This window comes from Pseudarthrobacter sp. N5 (genome assembly GCF_050157035.1).
In the GTDB taxonomy this organism is placed as follows: domain Bacteria; phylum Actinomycetota; class Actinomycetes; order Actinomycetales; family Micrococcaceae; genus Arthrobacter.
Map to the genome: position 1 here is coordinate 960,329 of NZ_CP189593.1, position 17,693 is coordinate 978,021.

The following is a 17,693-nucleotide window of genomic DNA, read 5'->3' on the forward strand; positions in this document are numbered from 1 at the left end:
TTCGCTGGTTCAGGCGTGCGCCGGGGTATGAATGCGGCCCTCTGCGATCAGCGGCTTGCCGAGGCCGGTGGACGCGATGCGTTCGAACAGTTCGAAATCAGGGCCGTCAATTTTGGGGCGCTCGCCGGTGTAGCCGGATAGCGTGGTGCCGATCAGATCGGCACCGGCCTCGACGGCAGTGCGTGTGAACCCGACGTCCGCCAGCCCCTGCACACGGATTGCGGCGGCCCTCCGATCACTGCGCGGGCTGCCACCTGGCCGGTGGTGCGCGGATCGCGCATGGGTTCGCCGGGGTACGCCTGGCAGGAGACGATCAGCTGGGAACGGAGGGCTTCGAGGCCTGGCCTTCGGGGGTCAGGATCATGGGTGTCTCCTACGGACGTCTGCGGGTATTGGAGTATTCGGTTATGGAAGATTAAGGACAAGTTTGGCGGCACCAACAATGGCGGCGGTGTTGCCCAGCGTTGCCTGAACCACGGGAACCTCGGCCAGGGGAGCCAGCAGCTCGGCCCGCAGAGCGCGTTCCATGGGCTTCCACCACCGGTCACCGGCGTCCGCCAGTCCGCCGGACACCACAACAACTTCCGGGTCCAGGACGTTAATGAGCCGACAGTGCTCGATCACCGGGCCCAAGGCTTCAACAAACGCCGGACTTGAGCTTCAAAAAGCGCCGGACTAGAGCTTCAAAAAGCGCCGGACTAGAGCTTCAAAAAGCGCCGGACTAGAGCTTCAAAAAGCGCCGGACTAGACCAGGCCATTGCGCTTGAGGATTACCTTGATTGCTGCGGTTTCGCCGGCGTTCAGGGACAGCATCGAATGGCTCATGGTGGTGGATTTAATGACGCCCATGACCTGGAGGGCGTTCTTGCAAGCGCCTAGGCCCGATGCGCCGCCGGAAACGAGGCCGTTGCGGGTGTAGACGCGCGGCGGCATTGGCCGCTTACCGGACTGTTCGCTAACGGGGACTCCAAACGACCGGGCTGTTGCGCAAAAGGGCTGCGGAAACTCTAGGAGGTGGGATATCCGATGTTGTATGATCTGTATCACTACATGTATCGGGCGGCTATTGGCTCAATATAACACCGTACTGATGCCGCACCCAGGTATTTATCCATTCGGATGAGACTTGGCGGCACGGTATTTTCTGCAAGGAGAACGATGACAACGACAAGTATCGTTCCGCAGGCGAGGTTCAGTGCGCAGGCCCGTCTCCGGGCACTGCAGGCGGACATTATGGAACTGATTCTTGAGCGCGAGCTCGAGGCCGGAGACCCGTTGCCCACTGAGAATGAACTGTCCGTTGCCTTGGGCGTTGGCAGGAACACGCTGCGGGAATCCCTCAAGGTCCTTCAGGCCCTGGGGGTCATTGAGATCCGCCATGGCTTCGGCATGTTTGTGGCTCCCAGTAACTTCGAAGCCCTGGCTGACGGCCTGACTTTCCGGGGTCGGCTGTCCCTTCGCCATCAGGGACTTGAAGCGCTCCAGCTGGTGGACGTGCGCCAGGCTCTCGAATCCGGTCTGATCGGCAGTTCCATGGACGTGATGACAGACGGCCAGTTGGCCGCAATTGAGGGATCCGTAGTCCGGATGGAGGGGCTGGCCGCCGCAGGCGAAAACTTCGTTGAAGCTGACGCCGAGTTCCACAGCCGGCTGTTTGAACCACTGAACAACGAACTCCTTGTGGACCTCATGGGCGTGTTCTGGAAGGTGTACCGGAAAATCCATGTTGAAATCGGCGCCGGAACCGCCGCGGAGGATCTGGTGGCCACTGCCGCGCTGCACCGGAACATCTACGCGGCCGTGGCGGCGGGAGACAAGGTCCAGGCCTCCGAACGCCTGAACCGGCACTTCGACGGAATCCGCAAGCGGATCTCCGCGGCCGTTTCGGAGTAACAGCCTGGGCCGGCTGGTCGAGCCTGCCGGGACCTGGGCACGCAACCCTGGCCGTTAACGCAGAAGGTCCGCACCGGATAACCGGTGCGGACCTTCTATTCTGTGCGCCCAGAGGGATTCGAACCCCCGGCCTTCTGTTCCGTAGACAGACGCTCTATCCAGCTGAGCTATGGGCGCATCTTGCGGTTCAAGGTGATCAACTGCTCGCCCCGAACCTCGAATTACTTTACGCGAGATTTGCCTGTAGTTCCAATCGAGGGCGGTGTAATCTCCACGACTAGACCGGTCTAGGTGACCTTCGTCACTAAATTTTGCGAGCTCGGCTCCAGGATCCTTGATTTTCCGGGGAACTGTATTTCTCGGGTGCCAGTCATCCCATGTCTGACTTCAAACTTTACGGGGTTATGCCAAATAGCATTTAGCTCACACCACTGAACCCGAGGAAGGGAACCGCAATGGGCGATCTGGCGCGACTGCCGCTGCTTGAGAAAGCACCCACCACGCATGCTGGCCTGCTGGCATGGGTTGAAGAGGTAGCTGGCCTGACCCAGCCGGACCGGATCCATTGGGTTGACGGGTCTGAAGAGGAAAACAAGCAGCTCACCGGCGAGCTTGTGGCCGCTGGAACGCTGACCCGGCTGAACCCGGATCTGTTCCCCAGCTCCTTCGCTGCGTTCTCCGACCCCGCCGACGTTGCCCGCGTGGAAGAGCAGACCTTCATCTGCTCCGAGAAGGAGCGCGACGCCGGCTTCACGAACAACTGGATGGCCCCGGCTGAGATGAAGGAGAAACTGCGCGGACTGTTCGCAGGCTCCATGCGCGGCCGCACCATGTACGTCATCCCGTTTGTCATGGGACACCTGGACGCCGAGGACCCCAAGTTCGGCGTGGAGATTACGGACAGCGCCTACGTTGTTGCCTCCATGCGCATTATGGCCAACATCGGCACGGACGTCCTGAAGCGGATTACCGAGACAAACGCCTTCTTTGTCCCCGCCCTGCACTCCCTGGGCGCCCCCCTGGCTTCCGGCCAGGCCGACGTTTCATGGCCGTGCAACCCGGACAAGTGGATTGTCCACTTCCCGGAGGAGCGCTCCATCTGGTCCTTCGGCTCCGGCTACGGCGGAAACGCCCTCCTGGGCAAGAAGTGCTACGCGCTGCGCATCGCCTCGGTGATGGCCCGCGACGAAGGCTGGCTGGCGGAGCACATGCTCATCCTCAAGCTCACTTCCCCGGAACAGAAGAAGTACTACATCTCCGCTGCCTTTCCGTCAGCATGCGGCAAGACCAACCTCGCACTGCTTGACCCCACCATCAAAGGCTGGAAGGTCGAAACACTCGGGGACGACATCACCTGGATGCGGATCGGCAAGGAAGGCGAGCTGCGCGCCACCAACCCCGAAGCCGGCCTGTTCGGCGTGGCTCCGGGCACGGGTTGGGGTACGAACCCCAACGCCATGCGCGCTATTGCCAAGGGCCACAGCATCTTCACTAACGTTGCACTGACCGACGATGGCGGCGTGTGGTGGGAGGGCATGACCGAGGACGTCCCGGCGCACCTGACGGACTGGCAGGGCAATTCCTGGACGCCTGATTCGGACAAGCCCGCAGCCCATCCGAACTCCCGCTTCTGCACGCCGATCTCCCAGATCGACATGCTGGCCGAGGAGTACTTCAGCCCGGACGGCGTGGAGCTGTCCGCCATCCTGTTCGGCGGACGCCGCAAGACTACCGTTCCGTTGGTCACGCAGTCCCGCAGCTGGTCCAACGGCATCTTCATGGGCTCCACCCTGTCCTCGGAAACCACGGCTGCCGCTGCCGGCCAGGTGGGCGTTGTGCGCCGCGACCCCATGGCCATGCTGCCGTTCATCGGCTACGACGCCGGCGACTACCTGAACCACTGGGTGAACCTCTCCGCCAAGGCAAACCCCGAGCGCCTGCCCAAGATCTTCCTGGTGAACTGGTTCCGCCGCACGGCCGAGGGTGGCTTCGCCTGGCCTGGCTTCGGCGATAACGCCCGTGTGCTCAAGTGGGCCATCGAGCGGCTCGAAGGCAAGGCCGATGCCGTGGAGACCCCCATCGGTTTTGTGCCGACCGGCGACGCCATCGATCTTACGGGGCTGGACATGACCACTGCCCAGGTGGAAGAAGCGGTCCGGGTTGATCCGGCTGAGTGGGACACCGAGCTGGCCTCCATCGAGGAATGGTTCGCCAACTTCGGCGGATCCCTCCCGGCTGCCCTGCAGTCCGAGCTCGACGGGCTGAAGGCGCGTCTCAGCTAGGTTATCTGCCCAAAGTACGACGGCGGCTCCGCACTTTTTCAAAGGTGCGGAGCCGCCGTCGTACTAATTTCGAGACTAGTTGGCGAGCCAGATGTCCGGGCCGAAGACCTCGTAGTGGATCTTCGTGGCGGGAATCCCGGCGTTGATGGCTTCATTGCGGATGTGCTTCATGAACGGCAGCGGTCCGCACAGATACAGCGACGCATGTGCCGGCAGATCCACCTCGCGCAGGGACATAAAGCCCTGCCGCGTTCCGGCTTGTGGCTCCTCGAGCCAGAGTTGGAGATCGGCGCCGCCCAGGCGTTCGACGTCGGCAGTCATCTGGCTGCGCAACGCCCAGCTGTCCAGGTCGCTTTCCGCGTGCAGGACGAGTATCTGGCGGTCCGAGCCGGACTCGGCGAGGGAGCGCAGGATGGACGCGGTGGGCGTGCAGCCGATGCCGGCCGAGGCCAGAACCACCGGTCCCTCGCCTTCCTTGAGCGTGATTTCGCCGTAGGGGTTGGAGATCTCGAGGATGTCGCCGACCTCCACGGTGTTGTGCAATACGGGAGAAACTTCGCCGCCGTCGTCGAGCTTGGTGGTAAAGGACCGGCTGGTGCCGGCATCGCCCGAGAGCGAGTACTGGCGGACCTGGCGCAGGCCGTCCGGGAGCTGTAGCTTGACGCTGACGTACTGCCCCGGCAGCGCTGGGGTGATGGGGGTATCGTCCGCAGGCTCCAGTGTGAAGGTCATTGAGCCGGTGCCGGCCGGAGCCTTGGCGGCGACCTTCCAAGGGCTCCACATCTTGCCGTTGGACTGGGCGGCGTACAAGCCCTTTTCGAGCTTGATCAGAGCATCGGCCATCAGCCAGTAGACCTCGGTCCAGGCTTCGGCGATTTCAGGGGTGATGACCTCCGCCAGATCCTCGCCGATGGCCCCGAACAGGTGCTCATAAACCACCTGGTACTGCGGTTCCGTGATGCCCAGGGATGCGTGCCTGTGCGCGATTCGGGACAGCACCGTTTCCGGCAGGGTGCCGGGGTTGTTGACCAGATGGGTGGCGAAGGCTGCGATGCTGCCCGCCAGCGCCTGCTGCTGACTGCCATTGCGCTGGTTGGACCGGCTGAAGAGCCCGTCCAGCAGCTCGGGGTGGGCAGCGAAGAGGCGGGCATAGAACTTGGGCGTAATGGCTCCGATCCGGGAACCGACCAGTGGCAGGGTGGCTTCGATGATGGGGCGGGACTTGTCCGAAAGCATACGAACTCCTGAGGTAGTGACCCGGGCCTGGGTCCGGACCGCGATTCAAATACTGGTATTTGAAATACAAGTATTCCTGAATCAGTTCTACACCTTGTAGAAAACATTCCCTAATCGGCCGGAACTCAAAGGCCCGGACGAAGGCCGATCGACTGAAAGAGCGGTGTCATCTGCCGTGACGTGGGCAACGTTGCAACTACGACGTCGTCGAGTTCGCGGTAAAACGCCTCCCGGGCGCGGGAGAGCGCAGCCCGCAGTCGGCACTCGCTGATGAGCGGGCAATTTCCGGCTTCTGTCAGACAGTCGGCAGGATCGGTCCGGTCGTCCAGTTCCCTCAGGAGTTGCCCCACCGTGGCGCGGCGGCCGGATTCACTGAGCCGGGAGCCGCCGTTCCTGCCGCGTTCCACGTCGATCAGGCCCAGTCCGCGAAGCTTGGCCATCGACTTGCTGACGTGGTTGTAGGGCGTCCCCACGGCTTCGGAAATGCTCTGTGTTGTCAGCAGGCTGCCTTTGGGTGCGGCCGCGAGCACCATCAGGGCACGCAGGCTGACATCAGAGAAGGCATTGATCTTCATAGCGCGAGTTTACCGCCGGTCTAGTCCACGCCTGTCTAGTCCACCCAGACGGCGGGCTCGTTGGTGTCAGCGGTCAGCTGGCCGAACTCCCACTCATGGGTTACGCGGTTGGCTTGGTAGGGGAGCACCGCGGCAAAGACGGAGCCGTCGCGGTGCTCTGTTGCCACGTGGATGGCGTCTGAGTCTTCCTCGACCAGCGTGATGTCGCAGACAATCGCCGCCGCCCGGATTTCCTCACGGTGTTGGCGGAGCAGCTCCGTGAGGTCTCGGATCATGGAATCAGCGTCGAAGTCGTCATCCGGGCCGTCGCTCGCATCAGCCGGTGACACGGCCACGAGGCGGACCTCGCCGTCGTTTTCAACCACCAGCGCGAAGGGCAGGAACCCCCCGTTGCGTTCCAGCTGTTCCTGCGCCGCACCGACACCGGTTCCCAGGAGGTTTTCCAGATCCGTGGCTGTTGCCTCGGCAACGGATTCACGCCAGGGAGAGTCAGCTTCGGTGGTGTTTGAGGTGATTGCTTCAGCCATGCCCGTGCTAGCCACGGACCAGGGCAAGGACGCGGTCGCGCACACGTTCCATGGTGGCGTTGTCCGTAGCTTCGGCATTCAGCCGCAGGAACGGTTCCGTATTGGAAGGCCGCAGGTTGAACCAATAGCTCCCGTCCTTGGCCGTGAAGGTGCTGCCGTCCAGGGAGTCGATGTCAACGTCTTCGCCTTCAAAGTCGGCGCGCACCCGGTCCACTGCGCCGGCCTTGTCCTCGATCTCGGAGTTGATTTCCCCGGAGGATACGTAGGGCTCGTATTCGCGTCCGAGCTCGGAGAGGGGGCCGTCCTGCTCGCCGAGTGCTGCCAGTACGTGCATCGCAGCCAGCATTCCGGTGTCTGCGTTCCAGAAATCCCGGAAGTAGAAGTGTGCGGAGTGTTCGCCGCCGAATACGGCGCCTTCTTCGGCCATAACAGCCTTGATGAACGAGTGGCCAACGCGCGTGCGGACGGCGCGGCCGCCGTCGTGTTCCACGAGTTCCGGCACCGCACGGGAGGTCAGCAGGTTATGGATGATGGTGGGCGTTTCCTCGCCCAGCGCTTGGGCGCGGGCGATCTCACGGCGGGCCACCATTCCTGTGATGGCCGACGGCGACACGGCGTCGCCGTTCTCATCGATGACAAAGCAGCGGTCGGCGTCGCCGTCGAACGCGAGTCCGATGTCTGCACCGTGTTTGACGACGGCGGCCTGCAGATCGCGCAGGTTTTCCGGCTCAAGCGGGTTGGCCGGGTGGTTCGGGAATGAACCGTCCAGCTCGAAGAAAAGCGGGATGATTTCAAAGGGGAGCTTGGGCAGCAGGGTGTCGCCCAGGACAGCGGGAGTGGTGAGCCCGGCCATGCCGTTTCCTGCGTCAACAACGATCTTCAGCGGGCGTGAGCCTTTAAGGTCAACGAGCTGGCGGAGGTATTCGGAGTAATCCTTGAGGACATCGTGGACGCTGATCAGGCCCCGGGAGGCGGCGGCGGGAATGGATCCGGTGTTGAGGTATTCCTCAGCGCGGGCCTGGATTTCCTTGAGCCCGGATTCGGAGGAGATGGGCTGTGCGCCTGCTTTGGCCATCTTGATGCCGTTGTATGCCGCAGGATTGTGGCTGGCGGTGAAGGTTGCGCCGGCGGCGTTGAGAGAGCCGCAGGCGTAGTAGAGCTCGTCGGTGGAGATCAGATCAAGGAGCTGGACGTTGGCTCCGCGCGTTGCGGCACCGTCGGCAAAGGCCTTGCTGAATTCGGGGGAGGAAGGGCGCATATCGCCACCAACCAGGACAGTCTGGCCAACAAGCTCCAGGACGTCAACGAACGCCGCGCCTACGGCTTCGACGATTTCCGCGGTGATGGATTCGCCCACAATGCCCCGGACGTCATACGCCTTGAAAGATGCCGAGAGGTCAAAAGTCTTTGTCTTGTCGCTAGTCACGGGTCTTATCTTACGTGCTGGCCGGAGGGTCTCTGCGGAGCGGAAGCTGCATGTGGACGTACAACCGGTCCGCGGCGATCCGCGGCCGGATTGTCCACATAGGGACCGGGGTGCTTTTGGGTGTCAGAGGTGACTGGGATACTGAAGCAATGGTCAATAACCAGAGTGCTGCAGTCCTTCCCTCCACATCAACCCTTCCCGCCGGCACCGATCCGGCTGCCGTTTCCGGAACCCGGGCGCAGGCGCTGAAGGTACTGCAGGAGCTGGTGGGCCACCCGAATGCAGCATTTCATGACGGCCAGTTTGAAGCGATTGAAGCACTGGTCGACGGCGGCCGGCGGGCATTGGTGGTCCAGCGCACCGGTTGGGGGAAATCGGCAGTCTACTTCGTGGCATCGCTGCTGCTCAGGCGGCGCGGGGCTGGCCCCACGCTGATAGTTTCTCCGCTCCTGGCACTCATGCGCGACCAGGTGGCTGCGGCGGCCCGGGCCGGTGTGAGGGCCGTTGCAATCAACTCGGCCAACCAGCTCGAATGGGACACCGTGAGGGAGCAGCTTGCCGCCGATGAGGTTGACGTGCTGCTGGTATCACCGGAGCGGCTTACCAATCCCTCATTCCGTGAAAACCAGCTGCCTGAGCTCATCCGCCGCACGGGGCTCCTGGTGATTGACGAAGCCCACTGCATCTCGGACTGGGGCCATGATTTCAGGCCGGACTACCGGCGGATTGCCGATCTCATCACGCAGCTCCCGGATACTGTGCCTGTCCTTGCCACCACTGCCACGGCCAATTCCCGGGTGGTTCACGATATTGAAGAGCAATTGGGCGTCGGCGTCCTGACCATCCGCGGCGCACTCGGCCGCGATTCGCTGCGGCTTGGGGTGCTTACGCTGCCGGACTCACGCGAACGGCTCGGCTGGCTGCTGACGCATCTCGCGGACCTGCCGGGCAGCGGCATTATCTATACTCTGACGGTTTCCGCTGCTGAGGACACCGCCAGGCTGCTGGCCGAGGCGGGCCACAAGGTGATGTCCTACACGGGACGGACGGACCCCGCCGACAGGGAACGGGCCGAGCAGCTCCTCAAGGACAATGAAGTCAAAGCCCTGGTGGCCACCTCGGCCCTTGGCATGGGATTCGACAAGCCAGACCTCGGCTTTGTGGTCCACCTGGGTGCGCCATCATCCCCTGTGGCCTACTACCAGCAGGTGGGACGCGCCGGGCGTGGAGCGGCCAACGCCGATGTCCTGCTGCTGCCCGGTTCCGAGGACCGCGATATCTGGCAGTACTTTGCGACAGCGTCCATGCCATCAGGGGAAAAGGCTTCCGCAGTGCTGACTGCGCTCGCTGAGGCAGGTGGGGCTGTGTCCACGGTGGCTCTGGAGGCGCGGGTGGATCTCCGCCGCACACCACTGGAGTTGCTCCTCAAGGTGCTCGCCGTGGACGGTGCCGTGGAACGGGTGGGCGGCGGATGGCGTTCCACCGGCCAGCCGTGGAACTACGACGCCGAGCGCTACCGCCGTATTTCGGAGGCCCGTATAGATGAACAGGACTCCATGGTGATTTACCAGGACACCGCAGGTTGCCGGATGGAATACATCACCGCGGTCCTTGACGATGAGACAGCCCACTCCTGCGGCCGGTGCGACAACTGCGCCGGGCGCTGGTTCCCGGTGGATATCCCGTCCTCCGCCACGGAGACGGCCGGCCAGACGCTGAGCCGCGCCGGCGGGGTGATGGAGCCCCGGCTGCAGTGGCCCACCGGAATGGACCGGCTCGGCGTCCCGGTCAAGGGCAAGATCAAAGCGGATGAAAATCTTGCAGACGGGCGGATTCTGGCCCGGCTGACGGATCTCGGGTGGGGTGGCTCGCTGCGGGAAATCTTTGCTGCCGGAGCAGCGGACCGGGACATTGATCCTGCCATGCTGCAGGCCTGCGTCCAGGTCCTCCGGGAATGGGCCACCGGGGACGGCCGCAACCCCGGATGGAGCGGTGCAGGGCGGCCAGCGGCCATCGTCAGCATGCCGTCGCGCAGCAAGCCAGCCCTCGTGGACTCGCTGGCCAGGGGGATCTCGGAGATCGGCCGGATTCCATATCTGGGGCAGCTGCAGCTCGAACACGGCGGCCCCGCTGGCGCCCGCGGCGGCAACAGCGCGTACAGGCTTGCCGGGGTCTGGGACCGGCTGGCGGTTGGTCCGGAGCTGGAAGCAGCCATTTCCGCCATGCGCGGCCAGAGCGTGATGTTGGTGGACGATCTGGTGGACAGCCGCTGGACCATTACTGTGGCCGGCCGGGCCCTCCGCCGGGCCGGCGCGGGGGCTGTCCTCCCGCTGGTGCTTGGCCAGGCCGGGTAAACGTCCGGGAGACAAGGGCTGCGTGGGAGGGCAGAGCGGCGCGGGACACGAGCGCCACCCGGGTCAGTCCCGTCGGGCAACGGCCGTCAGTCGCCGGGTCAGGAGCGTGCGGCAGATCCGGGACGGCTGACCTCGGCTCCGGCGTGGCGTTGCAGCGTCAGGCTGTCCAGCGTGCTCAACAGCATCAGTACGGCGATGGCCAGAAAGGCTCCGCGGTAGGGCCCGGTCGGGTCGCCGGAAAATACGCCGGGTGCGTCGAACAGCCGGAGCAGCAGGGCCGCAATGGCAATGCCGGTTCCAGTGGCGAGCTGGACCAGAGTGGCGGACACCGCATTGGCTGAGGTCAGCTGCGCCGGCACAATATCCGCGTATTGGACAGAGGCATAGGCGGAGAAGCCGATGGACCGGAAGGCTCCGCTGCACACCAGCAGTGCGAACATCAACGGCTCCGGTGTGCCGGCGTCGAGCATCGCGCACATTGAAAACGTCACCGCGGATGCCAACGAAGCGAACACGAGTACTGCCTTGAAACCGAATCTGCGTATCAGTGGCGTGGTGGCGGGCTTAATGCCGATGTTGCCGACAAAAACGGCCGCCACCATAATCCCTGCATGCAGGGGCGTCCAGCCAAAGCCGGTCTGAAACATCAGCGGCAGCAGGAACGGCACCGCGCTGACGGTCAGCCGGTGGATGAACCCGCCAGTAGCAGTGGCGCGGAACGTCCGGGTGGCAAAGACGTTCAGGTTGAACAGCGGATTCCGGGCCCGCCTCATCCAGACGGCAGCCCCCGTCAGGGACAGGACCCCCACGGCCACACTCAACAACGCCCACGGCCCGGACGGGTGGCCGGTGGCAAGCTCCAGGCCCACCACCAGTGCCCCCACCCCCAGGGTAGTGAGGGACAGGCCGAACCAGTCCAGCCGGCGGTGCCGGTCGCGGGCAACCGCCGGAACCAGCCGCAGTGCGGCGGTGAATGCCGCGACTCCCAGCGGCAGGTTAATCAGGAAGATCCAGTGCCAGGACAGGTAGGTGGTGAGCGCGCCACCCACGAGCGGCGCGAGGACCGGGGCCAGGAGACCCGGCCACACCAGGTACGCGGTGGCCCGCAGCAGCTCGGATTTGGGTGTTCCCCGCAGTACCACCAGGGTGCCCACCGGAACCATCATGGCGCCGCCGGCGCCCTGCAGGATGCGGCTGAGCGTGAGCACGGTCAGATCCGGGCTGATGGCACACAGCAGTGACGCCGCGGTGAACGTGGCAATTGCCAAGCAGAATACCAGCCGGGCTCCGAGGCGCTCGGCCAGCCAGCCGCTGATGGGAATGCCCATGGCCACTGTCATGAGATAGGCGGTCATGGTGATATTTACATCCGCCGCGGCCACGCTGAAATCCGAGGCGATACTCGGAATAGCCGTGGTGAGGATCGTGCCGTCCAGGAACTCCATAAAGAATGTTGCGGCAACCAGGAGAGCCAGCCGGGGGCCCCATGGCTGGCCGGTCTTGGCGGGAGTGGCCCGGTCCGGGGCAGCGGTCATCGGGTCAGCCCATTGCAGCGTGCGCCTTCGGAGGGTGGGGCGTTCAGCAGCCATTGTGGCAGCCGCTTGTGCCCTCCATCTGCGATGATCGCGTCAAACGCGTTGTTCCCGGCCATGGGCCTATCCTGCCACCGGCAGCTGGCCAAACGCGTGTGGTGTCCGGAACCCGGACAGCGCCCGCAAAAGCCGGTCGCCCACGCACACGTTCCGGCACCTGCGCCGGTGACCGCCATGACCCCCGGTACGCGAAGGCCCCGGGTACGCGAAGGCCCCGGGTACGCGAAGGCCCCGGGTACGCGAAGGCCCCGGGTACGCAAAAGGCCCCGGGTACGCAAAAGGCCCCGGTCCAGGGACCGGGGCCAAACGCGGAGACGGGGGGATTTGAACCCCCGGTGGAGTTGTGCCCCACACTTCATTAGCAGTGAAGCCCATTCGGCCGCTCTGGCACGTCTCCAATTGCTATTCCTAGCCCACCAAGGATACGCAGAACGGGCCATGCAGTGCAAAACGGCCGCTGGCTCAGCGAAGCATGCGGACTTCCCGCAGATCTTCCCACTCGACCATGACTTCTTCGGCGCCGTCTGCTGCAAATCCGAAGTGGCGGTAGAACTCCACTGCGCGCACGTTCCTGGCCGCAACCCAGAGGCTCGCGGGTTCTTCTCCCAGCGCAGCCTCCAACAGCCGCCGGCCCAATCCGAGGCCCTGATGGGACTCAAGCAGGTACAGCCCCCAAAGCATCACCGGACGCACCGGAAGCGGGAGCTGCCCTTCTGCGCCTGGATACTGGCGGCCGGCAAATCCAACGGCGGCGCCGCCGTCGCACGCCACCCAATGGTCCGAGATCCGCGGGCCGGACGCTATCCGCTGCCACATTCCCAGTCGTTGCGCGGGATCCAGTGCAGCGAGGAAGGAATCGGAGAGGATGCCCTTGTACGTTTCCTGCCAACACGCAGTGTGCACCTGTGCCAGGGCCTGGGCGTCGTCGGGGCGGGCGGGCCGCACGCTCAGCAAGCCAGCCTCGCCGCCGGTTTCGGCAGCCAGCCCATCCGCGCTGCCTGCCAGGATCATGCGGTCCTGCCGGCCAGCGACCGCCAGAGGAAATGCTGGCTCCGGCTCTGCAATGCCGCAGCCTGACGGTTGTCGGACGCGCCGGCGTGGCCGCCTTCCAGTGCTTCGTGGAACCAGACATTGGGAATTCCCATGGCCTGCATGCGGGCGGCCATCTTGCGTGCCTGGACGGGGCCCACGCGGTCATCAGAGGTGGCAGTCCAGATGAACGTCTCCGGATAGTCCACGCCGTCCTTGAGCAAGTGGTACGGCGAGAACGTCCGGATGAACTCCCACTGCTCCGTTACGTCCGGGTCGCCGTATTCGGCAATCCATGAGTGTCCCGCGGAAAGTTTGGTGTAGCGGCGCATGTCCAGCAGGGGGACCCCGCAGGAAACGGCACCGAACAGCTCGGGGTACTGGGTGAGCATGTTGCCCACCAGTAGCCCTCCGTTGGATCCGCCCACGCAGCCGAGGCGCTCGCGTGAGGTTACCCCTCGCGACATCAGGTTCCTGGCCACGGCAGCGAAGTCCTCAAAAGCGCGGTGACGGTTTTCCTGAAGGGCGGCCCGGTGCCAGGCCGGACCGTACTCGCCGCCGCCGCGGATGTTGGCCACCACGTAGACGCCGCCACGCGTGTGCGGCGCTTCACCCTCCGCGCCCGCCGATTCCTCCGTGCGCCGTTCCAGCCAGGCCCGGCCGATCGCGCCGCTGTAGGCCGGGGTCCGGGAGACCTCGAAGCCGCCATAGCCGGACAGCTGCGTCGGGTTCTGCCCGTCCAGCACCAGATCCTTGGAGGCCACCTGGAAATACGGCACACGGGTGCCGTCCTTCGAGACAGCGAAGTGCTGTTGCACTTCGTATTCAGAGTCATTGAAAAACGACGGCGACGACTTGATAACAGCATGCGTGCTGGAAAGGCCGCTGTCATGGCCGGATTCCAGTGAATTGCGCGCATGGCCGCCGCGTTCCAACGTTCCGCGCATCAGAGTGCTGGGGGTTGTGAAGCCGGTGGCTACGAGCCAGAAATCGTCTCCGGAGTCCGGGCCGCTTTCGGTGCTGTGGCTTCCGGTGCCGCGCTCGGCACCGGATTCGTCTTCGTCGTCCACGGCGAAGGCGTTCACATCGTGAAGCGGAGGGCAGGCATCAAGCACCGAAGAGGCCCACGCCGAGTCCGTGCCCGGCTGCGAAGGGTCCAGCACTCGGATTTCGGACGAGACATCGCACAGGAGATTCAGCAGCAGGAAGTTCCGGGTCCAGCTCCAGGACTGCAGCGACGTGTGCTGGTCCGGGCTGAAAAGGACGGTCAGCTCACGGCTTCCGCCCACGTAGCCTTCGAAGTTGGCGGCCAACAGGGAGCCCGCGGGGTACGTGGTTCCGTTGACCGGCCAGTCACGCTGGGGGCGGAACAGCAGCCACTCGCGGTGGGCGCTCAGGTTCACGTCGGTGGGTACATCGAACGCCACCCAGTTGCCGTCCCGGAGAACCGAGGTGCTCCGGTTGAAGAAGTCAATCCAGTCCACCGCAAAGGTCCGCTCGAAACCCGGGGTGGAATCGTGGGCCACGATCGCCATCATATGGGCCTCAGGGATCTCGAACACCCGGGGGGCCTCCAGCAGCGGCTGCCTGCGCTTCAGCTTCACTCCTGTCCGTGCATAGGAGGACGCGGTCCGCGGAAGTCCTTCGGCTGTGGTGGACACCAGCAGCGTGTCCGCATCCAGCCAGGAGGCGTTGCCTTTCGCCGTCGGGAGGTCAAAACCGCCCGACGCCGGGTCAACAAAACTGCGGGTTTCGACGTCGAACTCGCGGTAGCGGTTGGCATCGCCGCCGTCGGGGGAGAGTGCCAGCAGCGCCAGCCGGAACGGTTCGCCAAGGAGGGGGCGCAGGAAACTGGCGCCGTGGAACACCCACTCCTCACTTTCCGCGGCGGCCAGGGCGTCCACGTCCAGCAGGACATCCCATTCCGGGGCGTCGCTGCAGTAGCTGTCCCAGCTGGTCCGGCGCCAGAGGCCTTTGGGATTCTGCTGGTCCCGCCAGAAGTTGTAGTACCAGTCGCCGTGCTTGCCCACCATCGCGATCTTGTCGGTGGAGTCCAGCACCTCAAGGATCTGCCCCTCAAGGTGCGCGTAGTCAGCATCCTCCAGCAGATCTTCGGTGCGGGCGTTCTGTTCACGGACCCACGCCAACGGCTGCTCGCCGTAGATGTCCTCAAGCCAGATATTCTCGTCTGTAGGTTCAGGGGAACTGCCTGGGCTGGAGGCGGTTCCGGACGCGGACGGGTAATCAGCTTCAGTGGTGGTCATCGCCCCATCCAAACAACATCCGTGCTTGGCCCGCAAGTCAAGAGACCAAGTCGTCAGCGGATACTCTGGATCCCGTGGGCACATCGCAAAGCATCCGGACAGCACTGATTGGTGCGGGGCCCAGGGGGACCAGCGTGCTGGAGCGGCTGATCGCGAACCACTCAACCCGTTCCGGAACGGACCTTCACCTTGACGTGATCGATCCCTACCCGGCCGGCTCCGGACATGTGTGGCAACCGGAGCAATCGCGCCTCTACCTGATGAACACGCAGTCTTTCTACCCCACGCTGATCCCGGAAGACCCTGCGTTGGCTGCGCCCCTGGTCGGTACCACCTTCGACCGGTGGCGCGCGGTCCAAAAGCGGCGCCCGCTGCCGTCCCTCACCGCCGACGAGCTCGCCGAACTCGCGAGCCTCGGATCCCGGGATTTCCCCAGCCGGGCGCTCTACGGCTGCTACCTGCGATCCACCCTGGCTGAGCTGCTCGCGCGGCTTCCCGACGGCGTGACGATCGAATTCCATCAGACGTCGGCCACCGCCGTGCGCCCGTCAAATGACGGAACGTTCGACGTCGGACTCGCCGGCGGCGGGCAGCTCACGGTCGATTCCGTGGTGCTGGCGCTTGGTCATCTGGAGTCCAGGCTTAATGCCGAGCAGCGCGAACTCAGGGACTCTGCCGCGAGGCTGGGACTGCTGTACCTGCCGCCGGCAGCCCCGGCCGACGTCGACTGGTCCGCGGTACCCGCGGGAGAACCGGTCCTGGTGCGCGGCATGGGGCTGAATTTCTTCGACGTGATGGGACAGATCACGGAAGGACGCGGCGGAAAGTTCGTGGAAACCGGCGCTGGTACCGGCGCCGGTGCAGGACAAGGTCCTGTTTCAGGATCCGGACATTCCCCCCTGGAGTATCTGCCTTCCGGCCAGGAACCGTTCATCATCGCGGCGTCGCGTCGCGGTACCCCCTACCGGGCCAAAGCCACGCTGGATGCTTATTACGCATCATCAGTTTCGCTCCGGTACCTGACGGAGGAGGCACTGGCGCGCTTCGTGGCCACCGGCATCACGCCCGGCTTCGATCACGACCTGTGGCCGCTCCTGCACCGTGATGTGCTCTGGGCCTACTACTCCACGCTGGTGCGCTCGCAGCCGGATACAGTTGACCGGCAGGACGAGTTCGTGGCCGCCCTGGAAGACGCACTTCACCCTCACTCGCACGCTGCCGGCGCATGGGAAGCGGCCGTGGACGCATCAATCCGGCTCCATGTCAGGCCCGGCTGCCGGCTTGAACTTCCCGGCCTCGCAGCGCCCTTGGCCGGACGCAACTTTGCCTCACGGGCGGACCTGGATGCCTCCGTCGTCGACTATCTTTTGGACGACGCCCGCCGTTCCGCCCTCGGCGAGGACGACCCCGTCAAAATGGCCATCGCCGCGCTCCATCACGGCCGTGCGGTGCTGAAATCTGCAGTGGCGGATGGCGGAATCACGGATGAATCCTGGGTGGCCGGCCTTCGCGGCTGGTTCGAGTCGTTTGTGGAAGGGCTGGCCAGCGGTCCGCCCGCTCAGCGCTCAGAACAGCTTGCAGCGCTGGCGCGGGCCGGGGTGGTCAGCTTTGTGGGACCGGATCCCAGGTTCGGACTGGACCGGAGATCAGGAAAGTTCACGGCCGTTTCGCCGTGGGTCCATGATGGTGCTGTGGAGGCCCGGACCATGATCGAAGCGCTCGCGCCTGCCAACAGGGTTGGGGTCAATGCGTCGCCGCTTCTGCAACAGTTGCTGGCCGACGGGCTGGTCCGGCCGCGGCTGATGATGACGGCGGAGGGCGCCCCGGTGCAGTCCTCCGGGCTGGACGTCCGGCCGCATCCGTACCGGCCGGTGGGTGCCAACGGCTCCGTGACCCGCGGTCTGTATGTGCTGGGCCTGCAGCTGTCCGCCACCCAGTGGGGAACCGCCATCGCGGCCGAGGCAGTGCAGCAGCACGGGCCGGTATACACGAGCGGCCAGCGTACGCTGCGCGACGCAGACGAAATCGCCCGGCATATCCTGGGTCTGCCCGAATGAGCACGCTCCCCACCCCACCACGTCGTACCACTTGGCCGGCGGAACAGGCGCCGTGCAGACCGGAGGGACGGGGCCGCTGGCTGCGACCTTCACCTCGGCTTTGACAACCGTTCCGGACTCGGCCGCTGTCAGCGTCAGCGTTCCGAATCCGGCAGCAGCAGTTGCCGGAACGAACAGAGCCACCGAGGCGGCACCGGCGGAAACCGCCACCGTCCCCAGCTGCGTCGCCGTGCCGACTGCATCCTTGAACACGGCGCTCAGCGACGTGTTGACGGGGCTGCCCAAGCGGCCGGTGAGACCTCCGCTGCGGAAGCCGGGACAGCTGCAAGCGGTGTTGCGATGAGCCCCGCTGACAGTGCTGTGCCCAGTGCAATTTTCCATGATGTACGGTGCATCCGCTCTGGCTTTCATTTGGGAGTCCCGGTAGGGGCCCGATGGAATGTGTCCGGGTTGTACCA

General features: G+C 64.6%; 12 protein-coding genes, 2 tRNA genes and 2 pseudogenes. 4 read left to right on the forward strand and 12 right to left on the reverse strand.

Going from position 1 to position 17,693, the window contains the following annotated elements; translation table 11 throughout:
- Nucleotides 1–12 precede the first annotated feature (12 nt).
- The 3 genes and pseudogenes from ACQCST_RS04875 to ACQCST_RS04885 form a co-directional block, all read right to left on the reverse strand.
- Nucleotides 13–317 (reverse strand): annotated as a pseudogene (locus ACQCST_RS04875) (N-acetylmannosamine-6-phosphate 2-epimerase); the annotation flags it as partial.
- 88 nt (nt 318–405) lie between these two features.
- Nucleotides 406–606 (reverse strand): annotated as a pseudogene (locus ACQCST_RS04880) (ROK family protein); the annotation flags it as partial.
- Nucleotides 607–744: 138 nt separating this feature from the next.
- Nucleotides 745–933: a hypothetical protein gene (locus ACQCST_RS04885; RefSeq protein ID WP_426998205.1), complete on the reverse strand. Its 189-nt coding sequence runs from the start codon at nt 931–933 to the stop codon at nt 745–747.
- A gap of 225 nt (nt 934–1,158) precedes the next feature.
- On the opposite strand from ACQCST_RS04885, the gene ACQCST_RS04890 reads away from it, so the two are divergent.
- Nucleotides 1,159–1,893 (forward strand): FadR/GntR family transcriptional regulator, encoded by a 735-nt coding sequence (locus ACQCST_RS04890; RefSeq protein ID WP_426998206.1) that lies wholly within the window; start codon nt 1,159–1,161, stop codon nt 1,891–1,893.
- A gap of 103 nt (nt 1,894–1,996) precedes the next feature.
- Here ACQCST_RS04890 and ACQCST_RS04895 read toward each other — a convergent pair.
- Nucleotides 1,997–2,070 (reverse strand) — tRNA-Arg (locus ACQCST_RS04895).
- 278 nt (nt 2,071–2,348) lie between these two features.
- On the opposite strand from ACQCST_RS04895, the gene ACQCST_RS04900 reads away from it, so the two are divergent.
- Nucleotides 2,349–4,175, forward strand: coding sequence for a phosphoenolpyruvate carboxykinase (GTP) (locus ACQCST_RS04900; RefSeq protein WP_426998207.1), 1,827 nt, complete (start codon nt 2,349–2,351; stop codon nt 4,173–4,175).
- 75 nt (nt 4,176–4,250) lie between these two features.
- Here ACQCST_RS04900 and ACQCST_RS04905 read toward each other — a convergent pair whose 3' ends face one another.
- The 4 genes from ACQCST_RS04905 to ACQCST_RS04920 form a co-directional block, all read right to left on the reverse strand.
- Nucleotides 4,251–5,411: a globin domain-containing protein gene (locus tag ACQCST_RS04905; protein ID WP_426998208.1), complete on the reverse strand. Its 1,161-nt coding sequence runs from the start codon at nt 5,409–5,411 to the stop codon at nt 4,251–4,253.
- Between the two features lie 125 nt (nt 5,412–5,536).
- Nucleotides 5,537–5,986, reverse strand: a complete 450-nt coding sequence (locus ACQCST_RS04910) for an RrF2 family transcriptional regulator (protein WP_426998209.1) — start codon at nt 5,984–5,986, stop codon at nt 5,537–5,539.
- A 35-nt stretch (nt 5,987–6,021) separates the two neighbouring features.
- Nucleotides 6,022–6,513, reverse strand: a complete 492-nt coding sequence (locus ACQCST_RS04915; protein ID WP_426998210.1) for a hypothetical protein — start codon at nt 6,511–6,513, stop codon at nt 6,022–6,024.
- A 7-nt stretch (nt 6,514–6,520) separates the two neighbouring features.
- A complete protein-coding gene (locus ACQCST_RS04920) occupies nt 6,521–7,939 on the reverse strand; it encodes a phosphomannomutase/phosphoglucomutase (protein ID WP_426998211.1) in 1,419 nt (472 codons plus the stop codon).
- A 149-nt stretch (nt 7,940–8,088) separates the two neighbouring features.
- Here ACQCST_RS04920 and ACQCST_RS04925 point away from each other — a divergent pair, with 149 nt between their 5' ends.
- The gene (locus ACQCST_RS04925; protein ID WP_426998212.1) at nt 8,089–10,293 is read left to right on the forward strand and encodes a RecQ family ATP-dependent DNA helicase; all 2,205 of its coding nucleotides are present in this window, start codon (nt 8,089–8,091) and stop codon (nt 10,291–10,293) included.
- A 98-nt stretch (nt 10,294–10,391) separates the two neighbouring features.
- Here the strand turns inward: ACQCST_RS04925 and ACQCST_RS04930 are convergent, their stop codons facing one another.
- The 4 genes from ACQCST_RS04930 to ACQCST_RS04945 all read right to left on the reverse strand — a co-directional run bounded on the left by ACQCST_RS04930 (nt 10,392) and on the right by ACQCST_RS04945 (nt 15,178).
- Complete coding sequence (locus ACQCST_RS04930) at nt 10,392–11,828, reverse strand: MFS transporter (protein WP_426999077.1); 1,437 nt, start codon at nt 11,826–11,828, stop codon at nt 10,392–10,394.
- Nucleotides 11,829–12,194: 366 nt separating this feature from the next.
- A tRNA-Ser gene (locus tag ACQCST_RS04935) sits at nt 12,195–12,282 on the reverse strand.
- A 65-nt stretch (nt 12,283–12,347) separates the two neighbouring features.
- A complete protein-coding gene (locus tag ACQCST_RS04940) occupies nt 12,348–12,896 on the reverse strand; it encodes an N-acetyltransferase family protein (protein WP_426998213.1) in 549 nt (182 codons plus the stop codon).
- The gene (locus ACQCST_RS04945) at nt 12,893–15,178 is read right to left on the reverse strand and encodes a prolyl oligopeptidase family serine peptidase (protein WP_426998214.1); all 2,286 of its coding nucleotides are present in this window, start codon (nt 15,176–15,178) and stop codon (nt 12,893–12,895) included. The genes ACQCST_RS04940 and ACQCST_RS04945 overlap by 4 nt, the downstream gene beginning before the upstream one ends.
- A gap of 74 nt (nt 15,179–15,252) precedes the next feature.
- On the opposite strand from ACQCST_RS04945, the gene ACQCST_RS04950 reads away from it, so the two are divergent.
- A complete protein-coding gene (locus ACQCST_RS04950) occupies nt 15,253–17,235 on the forward strand; it encodes an FAD/NAD(P)-binding protein (RefSeq protein WP_426998215.1) in 1,983 nt (660 codons plus the stop codon).
- The last annotated feature ends 458 nt before the right edge of the window (nt 17,236–17,693 follow it).

Bases quoted from the DNA above. Each gene is read 5' to 3' on its own strand.
- ACQCST_RS04915 (WP_426998210.1), bottom strand. From the start codon at position 6,513: ATGGCTGAAGCAATCACCTCAAACACCACCGAAGCTGACTCTCCCTGG.
- ACQCST_RS04930 (WP_426999077.1), bottom strand. From the start codon at position 11,828: ATGACCGCTGCCCCGGACCGGGCCACTCCCGCCAAGACCGGCCAGCCA.
- ACQCST_RS04910 (WP_426998209.1), bottom strand. From the start codon at position 5,986: ATGAAGATCAATGCCTTCTCTGATGTCAGCCTGCGTGCCCTGATGGTG.
- ACQCST_RS04890 (WP_426998206.1), top strand. From the start codon at position 1,159: ATGACAACGACAAGTATCGTTCCGCAGGCGAGGTTCAGTGCGCAGGCC.
- ACQCST_RS04925 (WP_426998212.1), top strand. From the start codon at position 8,089: ATGGTCAATAACCAGAGTGCTGCAGTCCTTCCCTCCACATCAACCCTT.
- ACQCST_RS04900 (WP_426998207.1), top strand. From the start codon at position 2,349: ATGGGCGATCTGGCGCGACTGCCGCTGCTTGAGAAAGCACCCACCACG.
- ACQCST_RS04905 (WP_426998208.1), bottom strand. From the start codon at position 5,411: ATGCTTTCGGACAAGTCCCGCCCCATCATCGAAGCCACCCTGCCACTG.
- ACQCST_RS04945 (WP_426998214.1), bottom strand. From the start codon at position 15,178: ATGACCACCACTGAAGCTGATTACCCGTCCGCGTCCGGAACCGCCTCC.
- ACQCST_RS04885 (WP_426998205.1), bottom strand. From the start codon at position 933: ATGCCGCCGCGCGTCTACACCCGCAACGGCCTCGTTTCCGGCGGCGCA.
- ACQCST_RS04940 (WP_426998213.1), bottom strand. From the start codon at position 12,896: ATGATCCTGGCAGGCAGCGCGGATGGGCTGGCTGCCGAAACCGGCGGC.